This is a genomic window from Olsenella sp. KH3B4, assembly GCA_900111695.1.
In the GTDB taxonomy this organism is placed as follows: Bacteria; Actinomycetota; Coriobacteriia; order Coriobacteriales; family Atopobiaceae; genus Tractidigestivibacter.
Genome location: FOHD01000015.1, coordinates 1 through 22,442 on the forward strand (window position 1 = coordinate 1; position 22,442 = coordinate 22,442).

The window sequence follows — 22,442 nt, forward strand, 5'->3', positions numbered from 1 at the left end:
GGCGACATGTCCTCCATGTCGGCGTACTTCGCCACGGTGTTCCGGCTCACGTGGAGCACTCGGGCGATCTCGGACCTCGAGCGCCCGGCGGCATCCATCGACCGTATATCATTCACTGTGTCCAGGGGCACGGTCATCTCCTCCATCCTTCCCGGGCGGGCTCGCCAAAGTAACCGCCCGGGGAAACCATACGGCGAGGGCCGCGCCCCCGGTCCCCGGGGCGTGGCCCTCCTGCTTAAACTGCTCAGTTTCTCGTGCTCACGGTGCTCATTTCCCAGTGATTACTCGGACCACTTCTTAGTGAACATCAACAGGCCGGTGCGGTCACCATGGGTCATGCCGCGAAACGGTGCCGACCGGTCGGCCTCCTGCACTCACTGCGCCAAAAAACACATCCAACAACGCCAGTGATGGTGCCGTCTTCCTGCATCTACTCTGTCAGCCGCACTTACCCCGCCGAAGCTGCACTGGCTTTGGCAATCAACTACCAAATGACTCGAATCGAAATCTCGGCAGAAGGAGTCCGCGAGTCATCCGCACGCCATGCGAACATGATAATCCTCCCTTGAATAACCCCCCCAGACACGGCGCAACAGCCCAGAAGGGAGACGTATTAGGAGGAAGCATACAATGCCCCAGAGACGAACCCCCATGTTACAGGTTCGCCCTTGAGAATGCCTTTCGATGGCACTGCTATAGTTCGAGAAGCATAGTCATTCTGCGTGCCGTCAAAGCCCTCACTTGCAATAACCAAGCCAGCCGTTCGCGATAAGTTGCTGCTCGGCTGATTCCTTCCCATCTGATATCTCAAGCCTCCCAGGCCACATCTATCAGAAAGAATTTGTCTTACCGGCAGGGATTCAATACTGTCGCTGTCGTCAATCAGGCTACACACAGCGATTGATGCCTAGTCATGACCCCCTGATTATTGAGTCCCGGCTTTTACCTGTCCAACCGCTTGCACCCTCCCCACTCCAGGGGAAGGTCGAGTTCATAAAAGGACGCAGGTTCGGACCCTATCTCCTCCAGTTTGCCGTTTCCGCGCCGAACCCACGATATCCCGCCCGCGTCAGTGAATGCACCCTCGGGAGCCGTACGAATGTGCATGCCCGCGCCGCCGGTCGGAAGCCATACATACCAAGTTCCAGGCGGAAGCGTGCCGACACAAGTCCGATAGGGGAAATCGTGGTCGTTGTCCTCGCCTCTCGGTTCTGGACCGGCACCGCTAATCCCGACGCATGTGACAATTACATCGTAGACGGGCGACTCGCTAGCATTCCGAAGCACGACTGCCTGCCACACGAACCGGTCATCTCTCGGCCAATCAGTTCTATCTCGATACTCCTCATACCATAGAGATATCCGCGTCGATTGTTTACGCCTCTCCTCTTCCATCCGGAGAATCTTCTCACGGTGTACCTGATATAGGGAAACCATCACGCCAGCCAGAGTGGCAACCCCGATAATGGCTTGGACAATCAGGTTTGCAACGTCTATACACAACTTATCCTCCAGCCGTGCTTGCTCCAAATTCTCAGTGACTCCAGCGATTTTCACGAAAACCCACGCAGGAAACTACTGGTTCGCTTGGTTAACCTTGGTTCAACCTATCGAGGCTCTCGATAAGCGCTGGCATGTCAGTCCATGGCGCAAAGTCAAGACTATCCAGACGCTCGCGCTGCGACTTTCGCTCGTCTGTGTTATGACGCTCGGCGTTAGACATTGCGTTCCCTACGGCCTCGGCAACATCACAAATGAAGGCAGATGATAGCGCCTTGTTACGTTGCCCATCCACAAGACCCAAAGCCTCCGCCTTCCCCTCGCATGCCTTGGTAGTTGTGAAGGAGTCGGGACAAGTCTGCCGATAATCAATGAGCCATACTTCAAAGCAAGGGTTTGATATTACGAGCAGCGCTTCTACCAAATCGCACTTTTTCCGGGCCTCCCGAAATCGCTCTACTTGGAATTGATCAACATCTGCCACGACAAAGATGGCTTTGTACCCGTCTTCGTCCGTACGCGATTTCCCACCCGAAACGACCGACGATGCATAGCTGGCAAGCTGATCAGGAGACCCAACATCCGTCTTTACACACAACACAAGGTTTTGATAGCGAGTTTGAAGGACCTCGAAGTACTGCGCCTCAGTCACCTCTCCCCCGCTCACAATTAGGCAACGCTTCTTACGATTACGCCTATTTGCCCCAGGACGGCCCTTCTTCAGCGATGTATGTTTTGACGAACGCCCCGACATGACAGAAATACACCTCCAGCTACCCTTTGGATGCTTAATCGCTCTCAGCGATCTGAGCAATGGCACTTGCAAACGCTTGGTGGAACGACGGCTGCGGTGCGGCCCCGTAGATGCCGTTCAGATAGTTCTTCCCATAGTTCTCGCCTGTGCGCGACTTGATTTCAGAGAGCGGATACAGGGTCGACTCGCCGGAAGGATTTTTCTCGACAAACCAAATCTGGTCACGATCCAAGGTTGTCTGTCCTTCCATCGATCGGCTAATCAGCGAGACATCATGGGTGGTAAATATGAGCTGTGATTGGTTGGGATTTGTCTTGGGGTCAAGGAACAGACGAACCAGCTCCTCCACATACAGAGGATGGAGGCTGGTATCTATCTCGTCGACGATGACAATGGACCTCCTTGACAGAGTACGCAGCGCCATTGAGAAGAACGCAAGCGCAGCGAGGGTTCCTCTGGACTCGTCCGCTTCGGAGAACTCGCCAACGTAACCATTGCGACCAGCATGGGAGAAAACTAGCTCTGGGTGGACCGACGAGGTGTTTGTCATGAGCTTGTGTACGGCCTCTTCCCGCTCTTTTGGAGACAAGTTGGGCTTTGAAAGGGCGACTAGGCCCGAAGCGAGCTTCTCGTACTCTCCGGCCCTAGAGTCATCTTTGGACTCATTTGCCTCATAGAGTAAATCAAGAGCGTCCTTGGCCTCGATAACGTTAATTCCCAGTCCGGAAGACGCCATAACCATTTGAAGTGCGCGTCCTATTGCGGTTCGCTCAGACAAATCTTGTTTGATGAGTGACAGTTCTCGCCGGTAGCCAGAGGCCTCAAAGAATCCAAAGTTGTCAGAAAACTCTTGATACGCTTCCTCGGTCAGCTCGCAGTTTGCAGCGTGAAGTGCCGAAAGCATCAAAGCATCGGGACGGGTAATATCCTCGTATATCCTTTTGTTTCCCCTAAAGGCACGGCCATAGCTGTACAAATACTCACTTTGATTAGCTGAGAATTCGCGCAGGAATAGTCTGGACGAGCGCGCGCCGTTGTACTTCCTAAGCTCCTCGTAATAGACGCGCTCTCTCGTGATGTCGAACTCATATTGATAATGCCCCTCATTAGGGCCAATGAACTCAATCAAGAATTTTGTCGCATCATTACGCGAGTCGTTATCAAGCAGGAATGGGCTTAGCTCCTCAGCCAAGTCGATGTTCCCGCTAAAGCCACGCGCAACATACCTTGCAACAAATCGAATCGAGTTGAGAAACGCACTCTTACCAGATGCATTTCCACCATAGACACCCGTTACGACGGATACGTTGTTGTGGCCCCATGTTGCAGAGTCACGCTTTTGAGCCGATTTAGATCGCTCCATCGAGAATTGCTGCGCATCACGGTAGCTTCGAAAGTTCTGGAAGCTGTAATTGAGTAGCATGGTTCTCGCTCCTTCTCCTCAAAAACTATTTGAATTGTATTTTGAGCTATTTTTTACGTAATACGGTAAAAATATCGCTAAAACGCATTGAATTTACCTCTGCGAGAGATGGCATCTCGAATCAGTTGACCTTTGCGATGGGGAGACGCGCCTCGATGACCTCAAATCGCGATTCAATCCTCTCAGCTGCCTACCGTTCCGCCCCACGTTCCACCGGCACAGAATGGAGAAGCCTGCCTAAGCCGAGAATGCGGTTAGCAAGGTTCCACTTGGTCGATTCTGATTCATCCAACTGCTCGAGATACAGCGGAACCACCGCCCACAAGCGAGTACAGCTCAACCGAACGAATTATTGCTCAAGCACACTTGACTAAAGTGCGCTTGAGCAAAATGAGATGCGGTTCATATGGCTGCGCCAGATTGGAGACACGTTCAGATTGAAGAAAACAATAATGCCCCGAATTCCCGGCTCCGAGGCAAGTCGCGCCATAAACCATGGGCAAATAACGACAGGAACAACATCCAACTCTTGCCATTCCTACCAAGGGCTATGATGCTATCTCTCAGCAAAAGCTTCAAGCCCCGAGCGCATTGACCATTTCAGGTTCTGGCATCCACGAGAAACCCGTGGGTTCGCGTCGGAAGCGCTCCTCTCTTTGCCAGCGATACTTGGCGATAGCTGCGTCACGAAAAGTGGTGTAGGGGCCACCCCGCGGGGGCGAGCCTCCCCGCCGCCTATCCTACGCCGCCCTCGTCTTCCTGTCGAACGCCTCCCTGACGAGCCTCAGGACCCGCTCCTCGCCCCCGGGCTCGGCCGGCAGGGGCTCGCGCTCGTAGCCCTCGGCGAGGGTCCTGGGGTCCATGAAGTTGGTCGCCGCGAGCCACGCGTCGTTCTGGTCGCAGCACACCGCCCCAACCAGCCTCACCAGCGACTCCGGGGACGGGAAGACCTGGACCACCCGCGTCCTGCGCTTTATCTCCCCGTTCATCCACTCCTGGACGTTGTTGGTCCTAATCCAGACCCGGTGCTCCCTCGGGAAGTCCAGGTAGCACAGGGCGTCCGCCTCGGCGTCCTCCAGCAGCCCGGCGCCGGACGGGTCCCGCTCGGCGAGCAGCTCGCAGGCGCGCCGGTAGCCGGCGCGCACGAGCGCGGGGTCCGACTCCGCGAACGCCGCCTTGAGCGCGGCGACGGCGCCCGCCCCGTCGCCCTTCCTCCGGCAGCGCTCCATCACGTTGCGCTCGAGGTGGGCGACGCAGCGCTGCCAGGACGCCCCCGCCAGGACCTCGCGGACGGCGCGGACGAGCCCCTCGTGGGCGTCGGAGACCACGAGGCGCACTCCCGACAGGCCGCGACGCCTGAGGGAGAGCAGGAAGTCGCGCCAGGACCGGTACGACTCGGCGTCGACCCGCTCGACGCCGACGACGCGCCAGGTCGCCGAGAGGTCGCAGGCCACCGCCGTGACGAGCGCGGTCGAGACCCCCGAGACCCACATGTCGCAGATCGCCGAGGCCAGCGCCGTGTCGGTGCGCGACCACCTCTGGACGATGTCGTCCGGGAAGTAGCTGCCCTCCCTGAGCTTGGGGATCCTGAGCGTCACCGTCCCGACGCAGGTGCCGAGCCTGCGCTCGCGGTAGCCGTTGCGCGCGACCCCGAGCCCGGAGGCCCGCTCGTCCATCACGGCGTTGAGCAGCGCCTCGAGCATCGAGCGCAGCGCGGCGTTGATGTCGATCGTGCCGTCGGCGCGCACGCCGGCGGAGGCCAGGGCCCCTCGTGTACAGTGTCCATTGCGGCCGTCCTTTCTCCAGAACCGTACGTTGTGGTGACTCACGATTCTAGGGGGCGGCCGCGCCCGTGCGGGCGCCGGCCGCCTGGCCGTCTACGCCAAGTTTCGAGACGCGTCCCGAACCGTTCGTACGGCCAGGACAATCCCAGCACTCGCTCTCGGGTTAACACCAACTATCTCGACGCCCCCACTTCCCGCGCGAGACTGGCCGAAGCCATTAGGTCTGTTATTAGACGCTAATCAATCCCCTTGCTTTCTTGAAAGTGCGCATCAAAAGCTGAAATGCGCCTCGTCAATTTCGACTGATACGAATCTAGAGGTATTCCCAGCAGGTCTAGCAGAATGGACCGATACAACAGACTCATTTTTCGCATGTAGTACACGCTGCACTTACCATCGAAGTACTTACCAGCAGGCATCTTTGTCTTAATATGCATGATTCGAACTCTACTGTTAACAAGAGTGGAGAGAACATCATCGTACTCATGGTTCAACTGTTCTCTGCAAAAAAAATGACATCACCATAGCTGTTGCCCAATGCATTCAGGCATTGTTTCAAATTCGTGCCCCTCTCTCCAGGATGCAGAGAAGGATAGATGCCCTTTTCCTTGTTGACTATTTCAACCATCGGCTCAGCCAACTCTACGAGAAAGGCAAGGCGCAAATCAGCGGGCATCCCGGAGTCTGCCAACATGTAGAGGTAAGTCTGATTTGTAATGCTAAGCTCATCGAGGAGGGTCGCCCACCTCCTCATGAGTCCATCGTTAAGAACATCCTGGTATTCGACGAGCTTGTCATGAATGGTGAAGCGGCTGTCCGTCCTGAAGTAGCTCAAGCGCTTTGCAAACACCTGCCCTTTCTCAGCTTTTCCATTGTCACCATCGGGTGACCCAGAAAATGAGATGTCCTCCAGATTGATGAAGGCCCCGTCGAATATCATCAAGAGACGCTCAAGAATGTAGAGGGGTTTTTAGATAGAGTTCCAGTCAACCGCATGTCCCACCTTGACAGTAATCGTTCTATTGCAGCCTTGCTCAACAGCAAGCTCATAGTCAATACCATCGCAGTTCAAATGCACCGACACCCGGGATAGTCCTCCAAGTACGAGCCCCTCTTGTAGGTAATCGGCTCGGAGCGAAGTAAACCTATGTTCATGCTCGCTCATTCTTTGGTTCTCTCACAATTCTCTTTGTGTTTGTATACTGCTTCAAAGCAAAGCACTCTCTAAGTAAAGTATCCTACGTATGGTTCTCCATCACAGTCTTCGTCCTTTCCCAGGCGCTAATCTGTCACGATTCAGTTTTTAGGACGATAACCCTTTTCGCAATTTATCGGCCGACGAAAGGCTCTACACCAACTTTCTCGACACTACCGGCGGGCCGCTCACCTGTCAGAAAGTGTGCAAGAAACTTGACGGTACCGTCTTCGACGCCAATGACGGCGTCTGCGGAAGGCGCCGCATCCACGACGAGCTCAAGGCGGGGGGCGAGACCATCGGGGAGCGCAGGATCGCCCGCATCATGGCCGAGGAGGGGCTCGAGGCCCGGGGCAGGACGAAGCCAAAGCGGCGCTGCAGCTCCTACGCGGGCGAGATAACGGAACATCCGGGAAACAAGGTCAGGCAGGACTTCGCGGCGTGGCTTCCCAACTTCCTGTGGCTCACGGACGTGACGCAGCTCTCGGTCCCCGCCGGCAAGCCCTGCCTCTCCCCTTTCCTGGACTGCTCCGGCGGCTCCATCGTGAGCTGGACGACGTCGACCTCGCCGAACGCCGAGATGGCCAACTCGATGCTGGAAGCAGCCATCAGGCCTGCCGGGCCCAGCGAGAGGACCCACCTCATCATCCACAGCGACTGCGGATGCCACTACCGGTGGCCCGGGTGGATATCGATCTGCAAGGAGGCGGGAATCATCCGCTCGATGTCCAGGAAGGGCTGCTCTCCCGACAACTCCCGCATGGAGGGCTTCTTCGGCACCATGAAGAACGAGATGTCCTGCGGAAGGGACTGGGAGGGCGTCAGCCTGGAGGAGCTCGGGAAGAGGATCGATGACTGCATGGAGTGGTACAGCACAGAGAGGATCAGGCGCTCGCTGGGCTCGATGAGCCCCTTGGCATACAGGCAAAGCCTAGCCCTTGCAGCCTAGCGAGAACGGTACGGAAAAGTGGTACCACCCCCAAGTCGAAAGTCAGGCTTGACTAAACACACCTGAGCTCGAGCTCCTCGAGCTCGGCCTTCCTGGCCTCGAGGGCGGCGACGTCCGCCTGGGTCGCGGACGACCCTCCCCGCGTTCGCGCGGGCTTGCCGGGGCGGTCTTCGGGCATCGGAGGCTCCTCCCTAAGCAGCTCGCGCTTCCACTTGTAGAGTGCGCGGATCTCGTACATCCTACCAGGTCGGCGACCTCCTGGGCGGACGATGCCCGAGATGCCAGGGCCTTGACGGCAGCGGCCCTCTCGGATGCGTCGAACACCCTGGGCTGCGTCGCCCCTCTCTCGCCGGGTGCGTACTCGTCGATCCACTCGGCGAGCTTCGCCGTGCACTTGGGGTATCCAAGCTCGCGCCTGGCGAGGGCGTTGCACCTCCCATGGGTGAGGCAGTGCCTGACCGCGGTCCTCTTCTGCTTCGGCGTGCATTGCTCGAGGCTGCGGTCCGTGAGCCTTCCTCCGTTTTCCCGCCACTCCCTGTGCCAGCTCACCAGCTGTGTACGGCTGGGGTATCCGAGCTCCCGTATGGTTGCCGTGGCCTTGAGGCCGTACTTGATATAGAGCTCGACCGCCCTTTCCCTCTGTTCAAGGGAATGCACGCCATCCTCCAAACGCCATCATCTGGTACGGACTTCCGGTACCACCCCCTAACAAGGGCGGCGAATTGCTCATTACAATTGCTTGCAAAGACTATTGTCTGCATCGCCCGAAGGCCTGAAGTAATCAATGAACCAGGCAGACACCTGTAAGGTAGCCCCGTAAAACTGAAGCGCTTTTCTTGGTGTTACACTGTCATTATCTCCATGGGCTATTCGTCCGCGTTCCTTAACCATTGAACCTATTTCTGCTGAAAGATCGACTGTATCCTTTCCGTTTGCCATATAGCTTGAAAAAGCTCCGCTTGCTACATTTGAAATCGATGACAGGATTCTCTTTAGATTATCGGGGTTTGGATTCTGCCATTTCTTGTACTGACTACGGGCGTAGTCGGAAACAACAGATTCCGAATGACGTTCGATAAAGCATAGTATGCATGAGCTGGAAGTAACCTCCAGGTGTCCTGAGCAACGAATGACAAGAAGCTTTGCAAGATTTGAAACAACATCGTCGTTGCAACTCTCCTGCTGCTCAAGCAAAGATTGTACAAGACTCTCCAGATCATCGAGACGCCGCATCGATTGCTGAACTTCATAGGGTGGCCATTCTTGTACTTCTGCCATTAGCTTAATGCCTTGCAAACTAGCGAAATTCTTTTATGCACCTGAGCTTCATCCGAGGTGGCGCTGGTGACCGAATCAACGTATTCTTGATTACGGTTAAGCCCATCTAATAGCTGGCGTATCGAACTAGTATTAAGCCCATTTCCATCATGCAGTGCATGCATGCAGCCAATCATTATTGATTCTGCCCGCGCAGTATTTAACTGTTTGCGATCAGTCATAAAGAAAGGGTGTGGCACATCGCTTGCAGCAATAATATCCGCTGTTTTATCAAACAGACCCAAGGCTGTTGTTAATTCAGATTGAGAACCATTACGGTACTTATCGGCAAAGCTGTTGAGGAATCCCCCAAGGGGTTTCGTATAGGACTGTTCCTCTAGATATAGTGCGATGATTCGTAATACCAGCTCATGGTCTCTGAACCGTTTATTCAACTGCGCAGATCCATACAGCTTGCGCCAGGATGGTCTAATATTTGAGCGGTCCACAAGATTCATCAGCTCGCCATTGTATAGTGCCATGCGAATTTCATGTGGCGTAAGTTGCGTACCTCCAGAATTCAAACGCTTAAATACATCGTATACAGCATTTTTTGATTCAGGCCTGTTGTCCAGCACGATTACAGTGGTGGTAATGTACGTGTTATCTATTATCCGGCGATATCGCTCCGGCAGTTCATCATATGAAAGGCCATCGAATTTCGATCCAGCTAGTCTAAGCCGGTATTTTTTATCGCCATTAAAACCGGAATAGAAACGCCTAAGCGTCTCGAGGCGCTGCTGGCCATCAAGGACAAGAAGACGCCTGTCTGCCTGCTGTACGAGAAATAAACCCGGAATTGGATATTCGAGCAGGAGAGATTCAACGAATAGATCCATTTGTTTATTATTCCAAACAAACCCCCTTTGAAAGGGGTTTAGATCACAGACGCCCTGCTCCGCAGATGTCATTCGTATGCGAGGAACCAGAATATCTTTATTCTCCAGTCGGCCTACTAACCCTTTGACATCAAAATCTTGGCTCCGAAACGTAATGGGCGCAGCCGCCGGCTGCGGTTCTTCAAGCTCTTCTTTTTCTTCGGGAGTAAGATACGTTTCGTCGTCTTCATAATCAATGTTGGTCATTCGGCTCCTCCAGCCTTGTATTAAGTAGCGAATTACAGAAGTCTGCTCGATGTGGATGCGACTCTGAGCTACGAGCCATACGTTTGCCCCTCCGTAATTTTAACCTTTTGAACAGCCGTCCAGCGTACGGACAGAGCATGCTGTCTCGGACATCCCCTGCACAAGGCTGCAGTACTACGATTGTGCCGCCAAACAAAATATCGTCACCAGCCCCATCAGTCCGTCTCTGTACTTAGCGGCATCCTAGACAAATGGATCTGCTGACGGTGTTAGAGCTGGACGTTATTTGCTGTCCGTTGGGACGGAAAAATATCTAATCCTTCCGATTCTGTATGTCGACATTCAAGCTGACTATCTATCTCTTGATGCAGGGTTGAAAGCCAAAGTTCTCTGCTACCAATATGAAGACTGGACAAAACTACGATTTGTTCCTCGATACTCCGAGCAGTATTCAAAGGCAATCAACAAGATGGCCAAGCGGCTCAACAAATCGAATCAGCAGCTTATCGAATCCAGCGAGGAGCTCGGACGCAAATAAGGCCAGGCATCAGAGTCTTCACCGCCCCCCAATATCCAAACCACTTCTGAATCGAATACTGTTCAAGGAGGGCAGAAAGAGACCAGTTCCCCCAATACAGATGAAAGCAATGCAGGATTTGTACTCGAAGAAACCGATATCATCGACACAATGTCGAACGAATCTGCAGCGCTAATTGGAGCAATGACAACGAACTTAAGTGACATGGGCGGAATATTCCAAGATGGATCGAAACGTATTGAGGCTGGGGGGTATGGAGACATTCGACGCTGGACGTGGAGTCCCCTACCCGCATGAAGTCATATCAGGACTGGCTTAGCAGCAGCATCTAATACCTATTTGCCGTAACTCATGTACTCTTGCCAAACAGAGCCGCTTCCATACCGCGCTAACCTACAAGATATCTATATGTGGAGAACGCATGTTGGACGAAATCACAAAAGAAATCATCGGTTATACAGAGGATGAAGGCGCATCTTCGCTGTTCGCTATTTCGCTCTATGGCGAGTGGGGATCAGGTAAGACGCATTACTGCAAGAATGTACTTGCTCCGGCCTTAAAAGATGCTGGATGCACGATGCTCAGGGTATCGCTGTTTGGAGTTGCGACCTACGAAGAGATATTCAACCGAATGCTATCTGCACTCTGCCGTGTAGATAAGCCAAGAATCCAGAGGTTGATGAAGAGCCTCGGGAGGAGCCTCTTGTCGATGGTGGATAGCTATCTCGGGGTTAAAGGAATCAGGCTGGACCTTAATGCCGAGACCATAATCTCTGCCATGTCAATGGAAAAGACCCTTATCGTTCTGGATGACACCGAGAGGTCTGCATTCGCTGGGGAGATGAACGACCTCTTGGGGCTCGTGAACGATATGGTCGAGAACCACCGATGGCACATAATGCTAGTGAGAAACGAGCCTTTTGACCTCACCAACAGCGAGGCAGAAAAAGTTATTTCAAGGCAATTTGAGTACCTCCCTACTGCTGAAGACCTCTATGACGCAATTATGACGCACAGCACTATCGCGGATGAAATTGACTTTGACTTTAAAGCTGCAGTCATATCGGGCATGAAGTCTGCAGGAAAGCTAAACGCTAGAGGTCTCGCCCGCATCGTACCAACACTCAACCAAGTGTGCTCCTCGTCAATCATGCACTCGAACAAGATTGCCCCAGAAGGCAGAATGCGTGCTTTGAAAGACGTGGTGAGGTTCTCAATTTCCGTAGCTGTAGGCGATCCTCCTTCCGAACCTAACAAGAAGACAGAAAGCAAGCAGGGGATTGATTTCGCTTTGGCGAGCATCGATTGGGAAAAGTACCATAGTCTTTCCGAAATTGTGAAGCCCATCGGCTATGGCAAACTCGCAAGCATGAACACGATTGACGGGTGCATGGGGGCATACATCGCAAAGGAGTATCCCGAATCCCCTGCAGATATGGAAGTTAAGACGATATACGATAGTTGGATACAAGCCGATGATATGGATGACTCCGATGTCAGCAATCTCGCTGCAAAATTAACGATGGCGATAACGAGACACGAGTTCTCGCTGGCATGGTTGTACAGAGCGTGGAAGATGAACAGATCCCTCAACGAACTTGGCTTCAATGAAGCACTGAAACCCGATGATGCAAAAGCTTGCTATGAAGAGAAGGCTCGTGAGAACCCACTTGCCTTCTATGCCCAGCTGCATCATGAGTACTCTATATGGGCGGGAATGGAGGGAACGGTCCGCGACACAACACTTGAACAAGTTATCAATGATGCTAAGGGCCTCATCAACGAGAGCCTAAATAGGACGAGCGGAGCCTACCGTCACGAATTGATAAACGAAGACTCAGGGAAGCTGCTGGCGGAGAAGCTAGAGAGCATGATCAATGACCCACTCCCAACCATTCTCTTGATACCTCCTGATTACATCGCAAAGTGTTTCCTTCGTGGAAATGGAAAATCTCAAAATGCCCTTCATCAATTCTTCCAAAGGACGCTGAGCGTACGATTCTGCAGAATCGAAGATGACGAGGAACTGCAAACTTGGCTTAATAGTATCCTGGATGAATTGAAAACCCTTGATACGGGCACGAGGATGGGCAACTTTAGGCTGGGCTGGCTAACCAACGACATCGAAGGAATATGTCGAGACATTGAAAGCGCAGGAGCAACTCATAGCCAAATGCGTTAGCGCCGGAAACGCTGACAATAATGGTAATCTGACAGTCTAGATAAGATAGCCACCAGCAGATTCACCTTGAATTGTGAAAGCTCGTGTCGGCAATCAGGATGGGACGGACCACCCTTGCGGTCTTCAGCCACTCGTTAGCAGCTTGGTTCACAAAAAACAAATGGCTGTGTTAACCCTCTCTGGGCATGCCCGCCGACTCGTCGAGCTCCGAGTGGAAGGGTAGGGCGTCGCCGCGTAGCCCCTCCTCGTGGTGGGGTACGCGCGGGCCCGCACCTCCTCCGCGAGCAGCACCAGCGCGGGGCCCGCCCACCTCGCGTCGAGGGCCCACGTGAACCAGGCCAGGTAGTTCGCGAGCCTCCGCGTCGAGACGCCACCGGACTTCGAGAGCCAGTTGTGTTTAGCCAAGCTTGGCTTTCGTATTTGAGCATGGGTAACTCTCGGGTTCATGCACGGAAACTATTTCATGTTTCGTCACGGCCACGCCCGAGCGCGCGGGTGCCTCCCGAACACCCGTCTCCCCAAGAACGGTATCCCACTGTCAAGGCAGTCAGGCTCCGTCCCAATCTCAACTAGCACCTCGACGCCCTCCCAGCCGTCGTCCGCTGGCTCCGCCCCGACGCGGACTCGCCTCGCGCCAGGTGGGCGGCCGCCCTCGCAACGGCTGGCCTGTCCTGCCGCACGCGAGTAGCGCCTTCGCGAACCCCGTTGTCAGTCCCCTCGCCCCCCACTTCCTCGTCGGGTTACCTGATATCAAACGAACCTCTACCACCAGAAATGCGGATGGTCTCTCCTGAGACCATGTTGGCGGCATCGCTCAGGAGATAGAGTGCCAGGCTGGCAACCTCGGTAGGCATTACATAGCGACCAAAAGTGTTTTCCGGTGCCGCAATGTTGCCCCCAGCCTCATAACCTATCAGTGCGGTAGCGGTTGCACCGGGTGCAATCGAGTTCACGGAGATGCCTCTTGGGGCGAGTTGTTTCGCCAGCCCCATCGTCATGCCCCTTATGCCCCACTTCGATATCCCATAAGGTGACCATGCCGGCTCGAATCCCCGCGAACTACCGATCAGAAGGACATGCCCTCCCTCCTTCATCTCAAGAGCTGCGGCTCTCGCAGCAAAAAACGTGCCGCGAAGGTTCACGCTCATCACACGGTCGAACTCATCGGATGTAAGGGTCCAGAAATTGACATCTTCAGTGTGTATCCCCGCACAGCTGACGAAGAAATCGATTCCGCCATGCTTTACAGCCGTATCATGAATGCGACTTTCCATTTCTTCGGTATCTGAGTAATCTATCCGGACAAAGCATGCACCAATCGATTCGGCAACTGCGGCAAGTTTACCTTCATTGCGGCCAGAAATCGTCACGTCACAGCCGCCTGCCACGAGCTGTCTCGCAATCTCAGAACCGATGCCACCGTCACCCCCTGTTACCAGTGCAACCTTGCCGACAAACTCAGAACCGGGTGCGGCCTCGCGTATGATGGGTACAAGCTTTGGTCGTTTCAAACAATCAACTGCATGGAAAAGTTTCGACGTTACTCCCATGGGAATCAGCCCATCCTGTCCTGCTCGAATGCCTTTTCTAACTTTTTGAGATTCAACTTCGCAACGATATCAGGAAAGAGTGTCTTCGCAACCATGCGCAATTTCATTTCTCGAGTAAGATATCGGTTACGAAGAGCGGGCTTTAGGTAGAACCTAACGTTGGCTTTTGCTTTTTCATATTCACCGACATAAGCACGCCTGTCATCAGCTCCGACGATGTACTCCAAGAGATTGAAGTTATTCGTGAAGATGTGCCAGTTGAGCGCATCTTGTATGTCGGGACTATCAACTTCTAGATGGTCCCGGATATAGAGGATATTTTGAAGCGCGCTGATACCGTTCTCGACGTGTTTCACAGTGGTGCCGCTGTTCGGATTGTTGAGCCGGTAATCATATATCTTACGGTGCCCAACGGCAACCCGAGCGGACCATTGCGCGGCCATAGTGGAGAAGTATAGGCCCTCTCCGAACCAAGAGACCGAAAAGCTCAGCCCGTGCTCCCGGATGATTTCGGCTGAGTAGAGTTTGTTCCAAGGCCCCACGGGAATCCGGAAGGTATCTATGATCCCGGCGACCGCCTCCTCGGACGTCCAAATTCTGATGTTGTCTTGCTCATTCTGGACCCTGTCGCGTGTAGTAAATACGCTGTCCGTCATTGACATCTGGCAGTCATTGGCCTCCAGCAACCAGACGAGATACTCAACGCAGTCTTTCTCCAGCCAATCATCTCCATCTGCGAACATAAGGTAGTCGCCGGTAGCAACGGCAAGGCCTGCGTTTCGGGCCGCGCAGGTACCTCCATTCTCCTGGTGGATGACTCGAAGCCTTGAATCTTGTCTAGCGTAATTCTCCGCAATCTCACCACTATGGTCCGGAGAGCCATCGTCAACCAGAATGACTTCCAGATTCTCGTAAGATTGGGAGACAAGCGAATCTAAAAGCTTTGGCAGGAAGACCTCAGACTTGTAAAGCGGAACAATAACGGAAACGAGCCTCATAGCGCTGCATGAAGTCGAGGCTGAGTCCGGCTTCATCATTTCACTGTCTTTACTACTCATAATGTGACCCTTCTATTAGCTGAATTAAGAGTCGTGACATGTAACGCTTTTCTCTCTTAAGCAGCAGAGAAATTCCCTCTTATTTATGAAATCAGTGCTCTGCCCGAACGCTATTGGCAGCGTTGTAATCGTTACTTTTTCGCGCGCATTCAAATCTTTCAATGGAAAGGCGGAGTTGGGGTAGAAATTTAAGATGCATACCATCATTACGTGGCACGACGCCTACAAATCGTATCATCATTCCTGGCAACCAGTAACAAGAGGACACTCCTTGCTGCGAGCATCACAGCCTCGACAAGCCAGCGAACAACGCAAATCGAGTCAAGTGTCGCAAGGCCGGAGGCATACAAGACGAGGAGAGAGACAACGTTAAACACGCCTGCAATCACCGTTGTGATGGTCAGCCCCTTCACATAGCCCATCGCGCCGAGGATGGGCCAACCGATAAACACCGCATAAAAAGAAATCGGAAGCACTGGGGATATCATTCGCATGACATGCGCCGCACCAAGATAATCGTTGCCTCCGAGTATGAGCATTATTGGCTCAGCCAGCAAGCAGTACGCCGCAGTTCCTATAGTAAGAATGGGAGCAGCCAGTAGGGCAAGTCTCTTTGCAAAGCCAAAATCCCCATTGTTGAGCATATGCGGATAGAGGCTGTTCACAATAGGTGCATAGAGTGCTTGAACGGCATTAACAGTGGTAAGTGTAAGTGACCAGAATGCTATGTCCGTCCTGTCTGTAAGCGCTAAGCCGATAATAATAGTAGTGAAGCCTGAGAAGAGGGATGAGCTCACTTCGGATACACAATAGATAGCTGAGTCCTTAAGTTCTAGGAAGCTCTGATGCAGCTTCGGTGCTGAAATTCCCACGCCAAACATCCTCTTGGCCGCTGCAAAGCTCCAGACGAGCCCAATCGAGCTGCCCACAATATCGGCTAGAGCTACAAAAAGTAGGTCATCAGGGCCGCGAACAAAGAGGAGCGTGAGCAAAACTTGCGAACCCTTCGAGGCAAAGTACCTCGTCGTAAGTGGCCCCATCTGCTCGTATCCTTGGAATATAAAATCTGGCAGAAGCGCTCTGAGACCAACCGCCACGAGAGCCAGCAGCACATAAGGCACATTCTCAGACATGATGGGGATGAAGGCTGATATAACTAAGGTAATGACCAGGAGAGCTCCCAAGAGCATCAACCTGGCGGCGGTAATGTCGCCCACCAACCCGGAGAGCTCCTGATTGTTATCTTTATGTTCTACTACTTTCTTTGTGCCAGATAGCGTAAAACCGAAGTCGGCTATCGTCTGCATTACACCCATGAAAGAATAGACGTAAGCATAGACTGCATAGGTACCTGTTCCCAACACACGTGTAAGGTACGGAATGAGAACGAGGGGAAACAGGTACTTCAATATTTGGAGGCCATATTGCCAAATGGTATTCTTGAAGAAAGATTCGTGTCCGATCTTGGGACGGTGTGTCATCTTCTCTTTTTTTATACTCACATTATTGCCAATCATTTGTGTATAGCAGACTTATTAGCCGTGACCCAAAGCCGAGTGATTGTAGGTTCAATACTCCAGCATGTACTGGCCTTCGCTAAAATCCGGAATTAAATAGGTGTGAATGCATTGTATGAGATGTCTTGCACCGTTGCGCGCGAAAGCAATTGCAAATTAATAGCATCATATCCATCTTCGTTCTGCCTTCTGCTGTGCGCGTGCTCTTTTCGCCAGTACTCCTCAGCTGACCTATTTACTAAAACAGGAATCGAGATATGCCCTAGCCTCGCCCGCATATCGGGTCTTGGCCGCACGTACCCCATCCCAATCCACATTCTGATGGTGAATAGGTCCGGCATTAGAATCCGCACCCATGGGGATACGCCTAGCCGATAGGTCGAAATCGCGAAGCACATCGATGAGACGAATTGAATACTTTGGGGGATCAAATACAGTCATTGGTTTCTCGAAGATAAGAGAGAAGCAGGTGCCATGAAACGAGTCAGTCACCACATATTGCGCGTCGCGAAACAGAGACAGCCACCTCTCCGGAGTGGGCTCACACACAATCTTCATGCTAGAGCCCGGGGACGGCCATAGCCCAAGTGTTGGTGTGACTATCCGAACACCACAATGGAGGTCACGGGCTACATCTGCAGCATAGCGGTCTAATGCAGGATTGGGATTGAGACGATAAACGAGCAGATATGGATCCTTGTCAGGCTTCACGCTTTGTGATAAGTCCCACCAAAGTTCAGGCTTACACAGAAGAACAGGATCCTTAAGAGCAACGCCGTCAAGCCCCATCGAATTAAGAATCTTCACGCTGGAGGATTCGCGGACAGAAATAGACTGGAATTTACCTAGTGCGGGCTTGGTCATGCGCTTCTCTTTATCACTAAGTGATTGGCGGCCGAAGCTCGCTGATAAGGCAATTCTGCGACATCCATCTGGAACATTCAGCAGGAAGAATACAGGATCTACGCCCTTATTTTCCGAGGCATTCCATGTCTGGTCGCTGCCCACGCAGTACACCGCATCCATATCGAAGACACCTTGACCAGTCAAGAACGGCGTGGAATCACACAGCGTCAATTCCTGCTCCACGAATGTGCGAAACAGGCGATGTCGGTGATTCCAATCCGGCAAAGATAGTAGGTAACGAAGCCCGTTCCAAAGCAGGTTACCAGGCCTGGAGAAAGCCTCAGCTTTATGACCATCGGGAGTCCACCATGGACGTTGGTAATCGACGAACACTGGGCGACCATAGTCCTCGAGAATGCATTTCGTAGCAACAGCTTGCATAACGGTACCGTAATTAAACGAATCTATAATCGTTGATACGATTATTAATCTATTCTGCTCCATTATTGTCACCTTCCTGGCAGACCTTGATAACGCTCAAAAAGTCTGATAGCCGCAACCACACATGCAAATGCAACGAGGTATCCAATAACAAACGTCATGGTTGTCATCAATGCACCACGCAGAAGATAAAAGACAAGGGATAGAAGGAAGGGATAATAGAGATTAATGGTCTTTAAGGGCATGTAATCAGCTCTTATTCTGGCCATCCAGTAGCCGCCATCAATCTTTCTAACCAGTAATGCAAAGACTATAGCGAAGAGAAACACGCCAAAGATGCCGAAGTTCAAATACCCCTCCGCTGGCAGAGAGCAGGCTATGTCAGTAAAAGCCCTCCCATAATACTCGAAGATCATCTGACCTGATGGAACAGGTTTTGTAGGCCAGATTGCACGTGGAATGAAAAAGAGCAAAGCACCCAAAAGCTGTCTTCCATAAGTTATCGAAACGTCACTGCAGTAGTTCGTGACCCAGAAAAATGTTGAATATGCATCATAGTTTCCCGATAGAAAACCTGACGCGAAAGAGCTCTCAACAAGTGAAATAAGACTGGACTGAGTCCCACTTTCCAGATATTTGAATGCGTTGAAAAAAGGGTATGCAAGTAAAAATCCAACGAGCAGAAAGAATGCGAAAAGCCCCTTTTTAGTAGTGAAACTTCGAAATCCAATAATAAAAATGCCGAGATAAACGGCCGCTACGTTGAACCTGGCCATAGCGGTTGGAAAGCATGATATAAGAACGCAAAGCCCGGACAAGGCAAGGGTCAGTCGATGATTCTTGTGGCGTGTGTAATTAACTAAAATGCCTGCAAATGAGCCAAATACCCAGCCTCTCAAGAGGACGTTAACCAGCATTGTCGTCGACGTGTTGCCCATATCGACGCTGGACTCCGTCCTCAGGAAAAGATGAGAGGGGCCGACCAGAGCAGCCAGCAGCAATGTCGCGCCAACAGAACAAGCACAGAGTACCGTTGCAGCACTTTGGGACAGGTTAATCTCAAAATTATATGCCTGCACTTCCTCATCGCGGAACGGACTGTTCGAACCGGACAGTACCGTAAAAAGCACGCCCCAGACAAACAAGACCAGGTTCACGGAGAGGACCTGCGCATCTGCAGCCATCACGCCCCACGGCCACTGTCCCAGCAGGTACTGGCTGAGCGGAGTGACACAGAAATATGTGTAGAAGAAGACCCAGTGCACCTGCTTGAGCGTAAAGGGCATCTCGTCGCACTGCTTCTTCAGCAGCACAAGTGAATAGCAAGCATTGAGGAGGAACGTAAAGACAACGATGCCCGAATGCCGTATATGTCCCTCGCTGAAGCCCTGCACAAGCACATAGGCCAATACTGCCACGGCCAGAAGTATTGTTAGCCACGAGAACAGGCCACCATTCCTATTCCTCACCGCAACACGGCGACTGCGCGGCGTGCTTTTCCCAACTATGGACATCCGCCTATTCTTCGGGTAACCTTCAGACAAAATCATCACAAGCTCACCTTGCCAGTAGCGATTCCATATAGCCTGTACATGCCGTTATGTGCTGTTTTCGAAATCCCAAACAGGGCACAACGCAGTCTCCAAATCTTGGTCAGCCCCGGCTTCAAGACGATAGACCTTGCTGCCCTCTTAGCTTTTCTGACATACAAGGTGTTGCCAGGACCGTACGCTTTCCCAGTCGGAAGTCTAGAGGCAACCCTCAGCCTGCAGCAAGCCGAGTAGCACTCAAACGCATCTTTCAGCTCCGGCTTGCCTTCGACGGCCTTTCTCACGAGGCGAAGCGATGATTCCAGACCATCCACATGCCGTTGGCCGTATTCTCTGGAAGTCGTGATGGACTCTTCCCTCGTCACATACCCATAAATCGAGGATTTCGATGCAAAAACGCGATCAACACGTGAGAAAATCGTCGCGATGATACCGAAGTCCTCAAAAAGCTGCCCCTCCGGGAATTGTATCCTTGAAAACAGTTCCCTCTTAAAAAGCTTTCCGCAGGAACTACCACTTTCGCCACGGAGGTAGAGCATCTTTGCCAGCAATTCATTGCCACTCAAGAGTTCACCAGACTCGGTTATGCTTTCTGTGAAAGCAGCAGCGGAATTAACCTTTGCTAGCGTTGTGGCGACAATGTCCACGTCGTATTGTTTGGCCAAGCTGACAAGGGCACCGATCGCATGAGGTCCAATGACGTCATCGCCGTCCAGAAAAAAAAGGTAATCACCCGTCGATCTCTCGATACCAAAGTTTCGAGCAGAGGACAGTCCTCCGTTCGCCTTCGAGAATAGCTTGCTGTTTGCCGATTCCTGTATGCATCGACGGCATATCTCATGCGACTGGTCAGTCGAGCCGTCATCCACGATGATGACCTCAGTATTGACGAAGTCCTGATCTAAAGCAGAGCTGATACAGGGGATTACGGTTTCCCCCAAGTTGTAAACAGGAATAATTATGCTGACCTTTGGCTCATGGGTATTAGTCTGCATCCACTACTACCTCGCCGATCTCAAAAACGTATTCAGCTGGACTGATTCGGATCTTATCGCTTGATAGGCCTCGCCGGCGCTTCCACGACAATCGTGTCCCCCTGGCACATCGTGCGCAACGACGGCGCTGGAGGCTGCGAGCCCCCGGCCCATCTCTATGCCGACAAGCATACACGTATCCCCTTCGATCCAGACGTTGCCGCCAATCTTGACCGTAGATATTACGGGATGGTTGTCTGGCGCGACTGGAGGATTGCTCGGCTTATCACAGTAGGAACCGTGATTGTGTATTCGCTAACGTAGGAGTCGACGGAACGCTCAGCAGGTTTTCGACACTTCGCTCATGGGCATGCTGACCACCCCGCAAGGGGCAGACTTTGTCGTGCATCGGTTGCGACAAGGGAGGCCCAGGAGGAATGATCAGCATGGACAGAGTCGATTCTATACGAAGGAAGTACCGCAGGGGCGAGCCCGTGGCGGCCATCGCCCGCGAGGTGGGCGTGTCGCGCGACACGGTCTACAAGTACGCGAGGATGGAGGACCTCTCGCCGGAGCCTCCCAAGGCGAGGAGGCGGAGGCCCTCGAAGATGGACAGGTGGGCCCCGCTCGTCGACCAGTGGCTCACCGACGACTTCAGGGAGAACAGGAAGCAGAGGCACACCGCGCACAGGGTCTGGCGCCGGCTGGTCGACGAGTGCGGCGCCGACGTCTCCGAGCAGACCGTCAGGCGCTACGTGAGGGAGGCGAGGCTCCGCCTCGGGGGCGGCCCGGGCTGCTTCCTCGACCTCGACTGGCCCGCGGGGGTCGCTCAGGTCGACTTCGGGCACGCGGCGTTCGTCGTGAGGGGCACGAGGCGCGAGATGCCCTACTTCGTCGCGAGCTTCCCCTACTCCAACGTCGGGCTCGCGCAGGTGTTCCCCGGCGAGAACGCGGAGTGCGTGTGCCAGGGCCTCAGGAACGTCTTCGAGTTCGTCGGCGGCGTCCCCACCAGGGTCGTCTTCGACAACGCGACCGGGGTCGGCCGGCGCGTGTGCGACAGGGTCCGCACCACCAGGCTCTTCGAGGCCTGCAGCGCCCACTACGGGTTCGAGTACCGGTTCTGCAACCCCTACTCCGGCCACGAGAAGGGCTCCGTGGAGAACAAGGTCGGGACGCAGAGGAGGAACCTCTTCGTACCGGTCCCGCGGGTGTGGGACGTCGACGGGTACAACGAGAGGCTGCTGGAGAGGTCGCGCGACATGTCGCGCAAGGAGCACTACAGGAAGGGGCGGCCGGAGCTCGAGCTGTTCGAGGACGACCTCGCGGCGATGCTGGCGCTCCCCGCGCGCCCGTTCGAGTGCGTGGAGTACAGGAGGGCGCGCGCCGACAAGAAGGGCAAGGTGCGCGTCGACGGCAGGCACTGGTACTCGACGTCGCCCGAGTGCGCCGGCCGGGAGATGGTCGTCTGTTGATGTTCACTAAGAAGTGGTCCGAGTAATCACTGGGAAATGAGCACCGTGAGCACGAGAAACTGAGCAGTTTAAGCAGGAGGGCCACGCCCCGGGGACCGGGGGCGCGGCCCTCGCCGTATGGTTTCCCCGGGCGGTTACTTTGGCGAGCCCGCCCGGGAAGGATGGAGGAGATGACCGTGCCCCTGGACACAGTGAATGATATACGGTCGATGGATGCCGCCGGGCGCTCGAGGTCCGAGATCGCCCGAGTGCTCCACGTGAGCCGGAACACCGTGGCGAAGTACGCCGACATGGAGGACATGTCGCC

At 53.5% G+C, this 22,442-nt stretch carries 15 protein-coding genes and 1 pseudogene; 3 read left to right on the forward strand and 13 right to left on the reverse strand.

The window, feature by feature from the left end:
• Window positions 1–1,591 precede the first annotated feature (1,591 nt).
• From BMX94_RS10310 to BMX94_RS10330, 4 genes and pseudogenes are all read right to left on the reverse strand, one after another.
• Window positions 1,592–2,254, reverse strand: coding sequence for an RloB family protein (locus tag BMX94_RS10310; RefSeq protein ID WP_091006302.1), 663 nt, complete (start codon window positions 2,252–2,254; stop codon window positions 1,592–1,594).
• Between the two features lie 34 nt (window positions 2,255–2,288).
• Window positions 2,289–3,677 (reverse strand): AAA family ATPase, encoded by a 1,389-nt coding sequence (locus BMX94_RS10315; RefSeq protein ID WP_091006305.1) that lies wholly within the window; start codon window positions 3,675–3,677, stop codon window positions 2,289–2,291.
• 740 nt (window positions 3,678–4,417) lie between these two features.
• A pseudogene (locus tag BMX94_RS10320) lies at window positions 4,418–5,463 on the reverse strand (IS256 family transposase).
• 488 nt (window positions 5,464–5,951) lie between these two features.
• Window positions 5,952–6,404: a hypothetical protein gene (locus BMX94_RS10330; RefSeq protein ID WP_143052316.1), complete on the reverse strand. Its 453-nt coding sequence runs from the start codon at window positions 6,402–6,404 to the stop codon at window positions 5,952–5,954.
• 454 nt (window positions 6,405–6,858) lie between these two features.
• On the opposite strand from BMX94_RS10330, the gene BMX94_RS10335 reads away from it, so the two are divergent.
• A complete protein-coding gene (locus tag BMX94_RS10335) occupies window positions 6,859–7,605 on the forward strand; it encodes an IS3 family transposase (protein ID WP_091006315.1) in 747 nt (248 codons plus the stop codon).
• Window positions 7,606–7,657: 52 nt separating this feature from the next.
• Here the strand turns inward: BMX94_RS10335 and BMX94_RS10800 are convergent, their stop codons facing one another.
• The 3 genes from BMX94_RS10800 to BMX94_RS10345 form a co-directional block, all read right to left on the reverse strand.
• Window positions 7,658–7,783 (reverse strand): hypothetical protein, encoded by a 126-nt coding sequence (locus tag BMX94_RS10800; RefSeq protein WP_286160096.1) that lies wholly within the window; start codon window positions 7,781–7,783, stop codon window positions 7,658–7,660.
• A 551-nt stretch (window positions 7,784–8,334) separates the two neighbouring features.
• A complete protein-coding gene (locus BMX94_RS10565) occupies window positions 8,335–8,883 on the reverse strand; it encodes a HEPN domain-containing protein (protein ID WP_143052317.1) in 549 nt (182 codons plus the stop codon).
• Window positions 8,883–10,007: a DUF262 domain-containing protein gene (locus BMX94_RS10345; RefSeq protein ID WP_091006321.1), complete on the reverse strand. Its 1,125-nt coding sequence runs from the start codon at window positions 10,005–10,007 to the stop codon at window positions 8,883–8,885. Before BMX94_RS10345 ends, BMX94_RS10565 begins: the two co-directional genes overlap by 1 nt.
• Window positions 10,008–10,966: 959 nt before the next feature.
• Between BMX94_RS10345 and BMX94_RS10355 the strand changes: the two genes are divergently transcribed.
• On the forward strand, window positions 10,967–12,727 hold the full coding sequence (locus tag BMX94_RS10355; RefSeq protein ID WP_091006327.1) for a P-loop NTPase fold protein: 1,761 nt from the start codon (window positions 10,967–10,969) through the stop codon (window positions 12,725–12,727).
• 740 nt (window positions 12,728–13,467) lie between these two features.
• Here BMX94_RS10355 and BMX94_RS10365 read toward each other — a convergent pair.
• From BMX94_RS10365 to BMX94_RS10390, 6 genes are all read right to left on the reverse strand, one after another.
• Window positions 13,468–14,277, reverse strand: coding sequence for an SDR family NAD(P)-dependent oxidoreductase (locus BMX94_RS10365; RefSeq protein ID WP_091006331.1), 810 nt, complete (start codon window positions 14,275–14,277; stop codon window positions 13,468–13,470).
• Between the two features lie 5 nt (window positions 14,278–14,282).
• The gene (locus BMX94_RS10370; protein ID WP_091006334.1) at window positions 14,283–15,335 is read right to left on the reverse strand and encodes a glycosyltransferase family 2 protein; all 1,053 of its coding nucleotides are present in this window, start codon (window positions 15,333–15,335) and stop codon (window positions 14,283–14,285) included.
• 206 nt (window positions 15,336–15,541) lie between these two features.
• The gene (locus BMX94_RS10375) at window positions 15,542–16,816 is read right to left on the reverse strand and encodes an oligosaccharide flippase family protein (protein ID WP_177171421.1); all 1,275 of its coding nucleotides are present in this window, start codon (window positions 16,814–16,816) and stop codon (window positions 15,542–15,544) included.
• Between the two features lie 267 nt (window positions 16,817–17,083).
• Complete coding sequence (locus BMX94_RS10380; protein WP_091006339.1) at window positions 17,084–18,202, reverse strand: polysaccharide pyruvyl transferase family protein; 1,119 nt, start codon at window positions 18,200–18,202, stop codon at window positions 17,084–17,086.
• 5 nt (window positions 18,203–18,207) lie between these two features.
• Window positions 18,208–19,689: an O-antigen polymerase gene (locus BMX94_RS10385; protein ID WP_091006342.1), complete on the reverse strand. Its 1,482-nt coding sequence runs from the start codon at window positions 19,687–19,689 to the stop codon at window positions 18,208–18,210.
• Window positions 19,689–20,684 (reverse strand): glycosyltransferase family 2 protein, encoded by a 996-nt coding sequence (locus BMX94_RS10390; RefSeq protein WP_091006344.1) that lies wholly within the window; start codon window positions 20,682–20,684, stop codon window positions 19,689–19,691. Before BMX94_RS10390 ends, BMX94_RS10385 begins: the two co-directional genes overlap by 1 nt.
• A 416-nt stretch (window positions 20,685–21,100) precedes the next feature.
• Here BMX94_RS10390 and istA point away from each other — a divergent pair, with 416 nt between their 5' ends.
• A complete protein-coding gene (gene istA / locus BMX94_RS10395) occupies window positions 21,101–22,135 on the forward strand; it encodes an IS21 family transposase (RefSeq protein ID WP_091006346.1) in 1,035 nt (344 codons plus the stop codon).
• Window positions 22,136–22,442: the final 307 nt, after the last annotated feature.

Bases quoted from the DNA above. Each gene is read 5' to 3' on its own strand.
- BMX94_RS10310 (WP_091006302.1), bottom strand. From the start codon at position 2,254: ATGTCGGGGCGTTCGTCAAAACATACATCGCTGAAGAAGGGCCGTCCT.
- BMX94_RS10315 (WP_091006305.1), bottom strand. From the start codon at position 3,677: ATGCTACTCAATTACAGCTTCCAGAACTTTCGAAGCTACCGTGATGCG.
- BMX94_RS10800 (WP_286160096.1), bottom strand. From the start codon at position 7,783: ATGCCCGAAGACCGCCCCGGCAAGCCCGCGCGAACGCGGGGAGGGTCG.
- BMX94_RS10565 (WP_143052317.1), bottom strand. From the start codon at position 8,883: ATGGCAGAAGTACAAGAATGGCCACCCTATGAAGTTCAGCAATCGATG.
- BMX94_RS10345 (WP_091006321.1), bottom strand. From the start codon at position 10,007: ATGACCAACATTGATTATGAAGACGACGAAACGTATCTTACTCCCGAA.
- BMX94_RS10355 (WP_091006327.1), top strand. From the start codon at position 10,967: ATGTTGGACGAAATCACAAAAGAAATCATCGGTTATACAGAGGATGAA.
- BMX94_RS10365 (WP_091006331.1), bottom strand. From the start codon at position 14,277: ATGGGAGTAACGTCGAAACTTTTCCATGCAGTTGATTGTTTGAAACGA.
- BMX94_RS10370 (WP_091006334.1), bottom strand. From the start codon at position 15,335: ATGAGTAGTAAAGACAGTGAAATGATGAAGCCGGACTCAGCCTCGACT.
- BMX94_RS10375 (WP_177171421.1), bottom strand. From the start codon at position 16,816: ATGACACACCGTCCCAAGATCGGACACGAATCTTTCTTCAAGAATACC.
- BMX94_RS10380 (WP_091006339.1), bottom strand. From the start codon at position 18,202: ATGGAGCAGAATAGATTAATAATCGTATCAACGATTATAGATTCGTTT.
- BMX94_RS10385 (WP_091006342.1), bottom strand. From the start codon at position 19,689: ATGATTTTGTCTGAAGGTTACCCGAAGAATAGGCGGATGTCCATAGTT.
- BMX94_RS10390 (WP_091006344.1), bottom strand. From the start codon at position 20,684: ATGCAGACTAATACCCATGAGCCAAAGGTCAGCATAATTATTCCTGTT.
- istA (WP_091006346.1), top strand. From the start codon at position 21,101: ATGATCAGCATGGACAGAGTCGATTCTATACGAAGGAAGTACCGCAGG.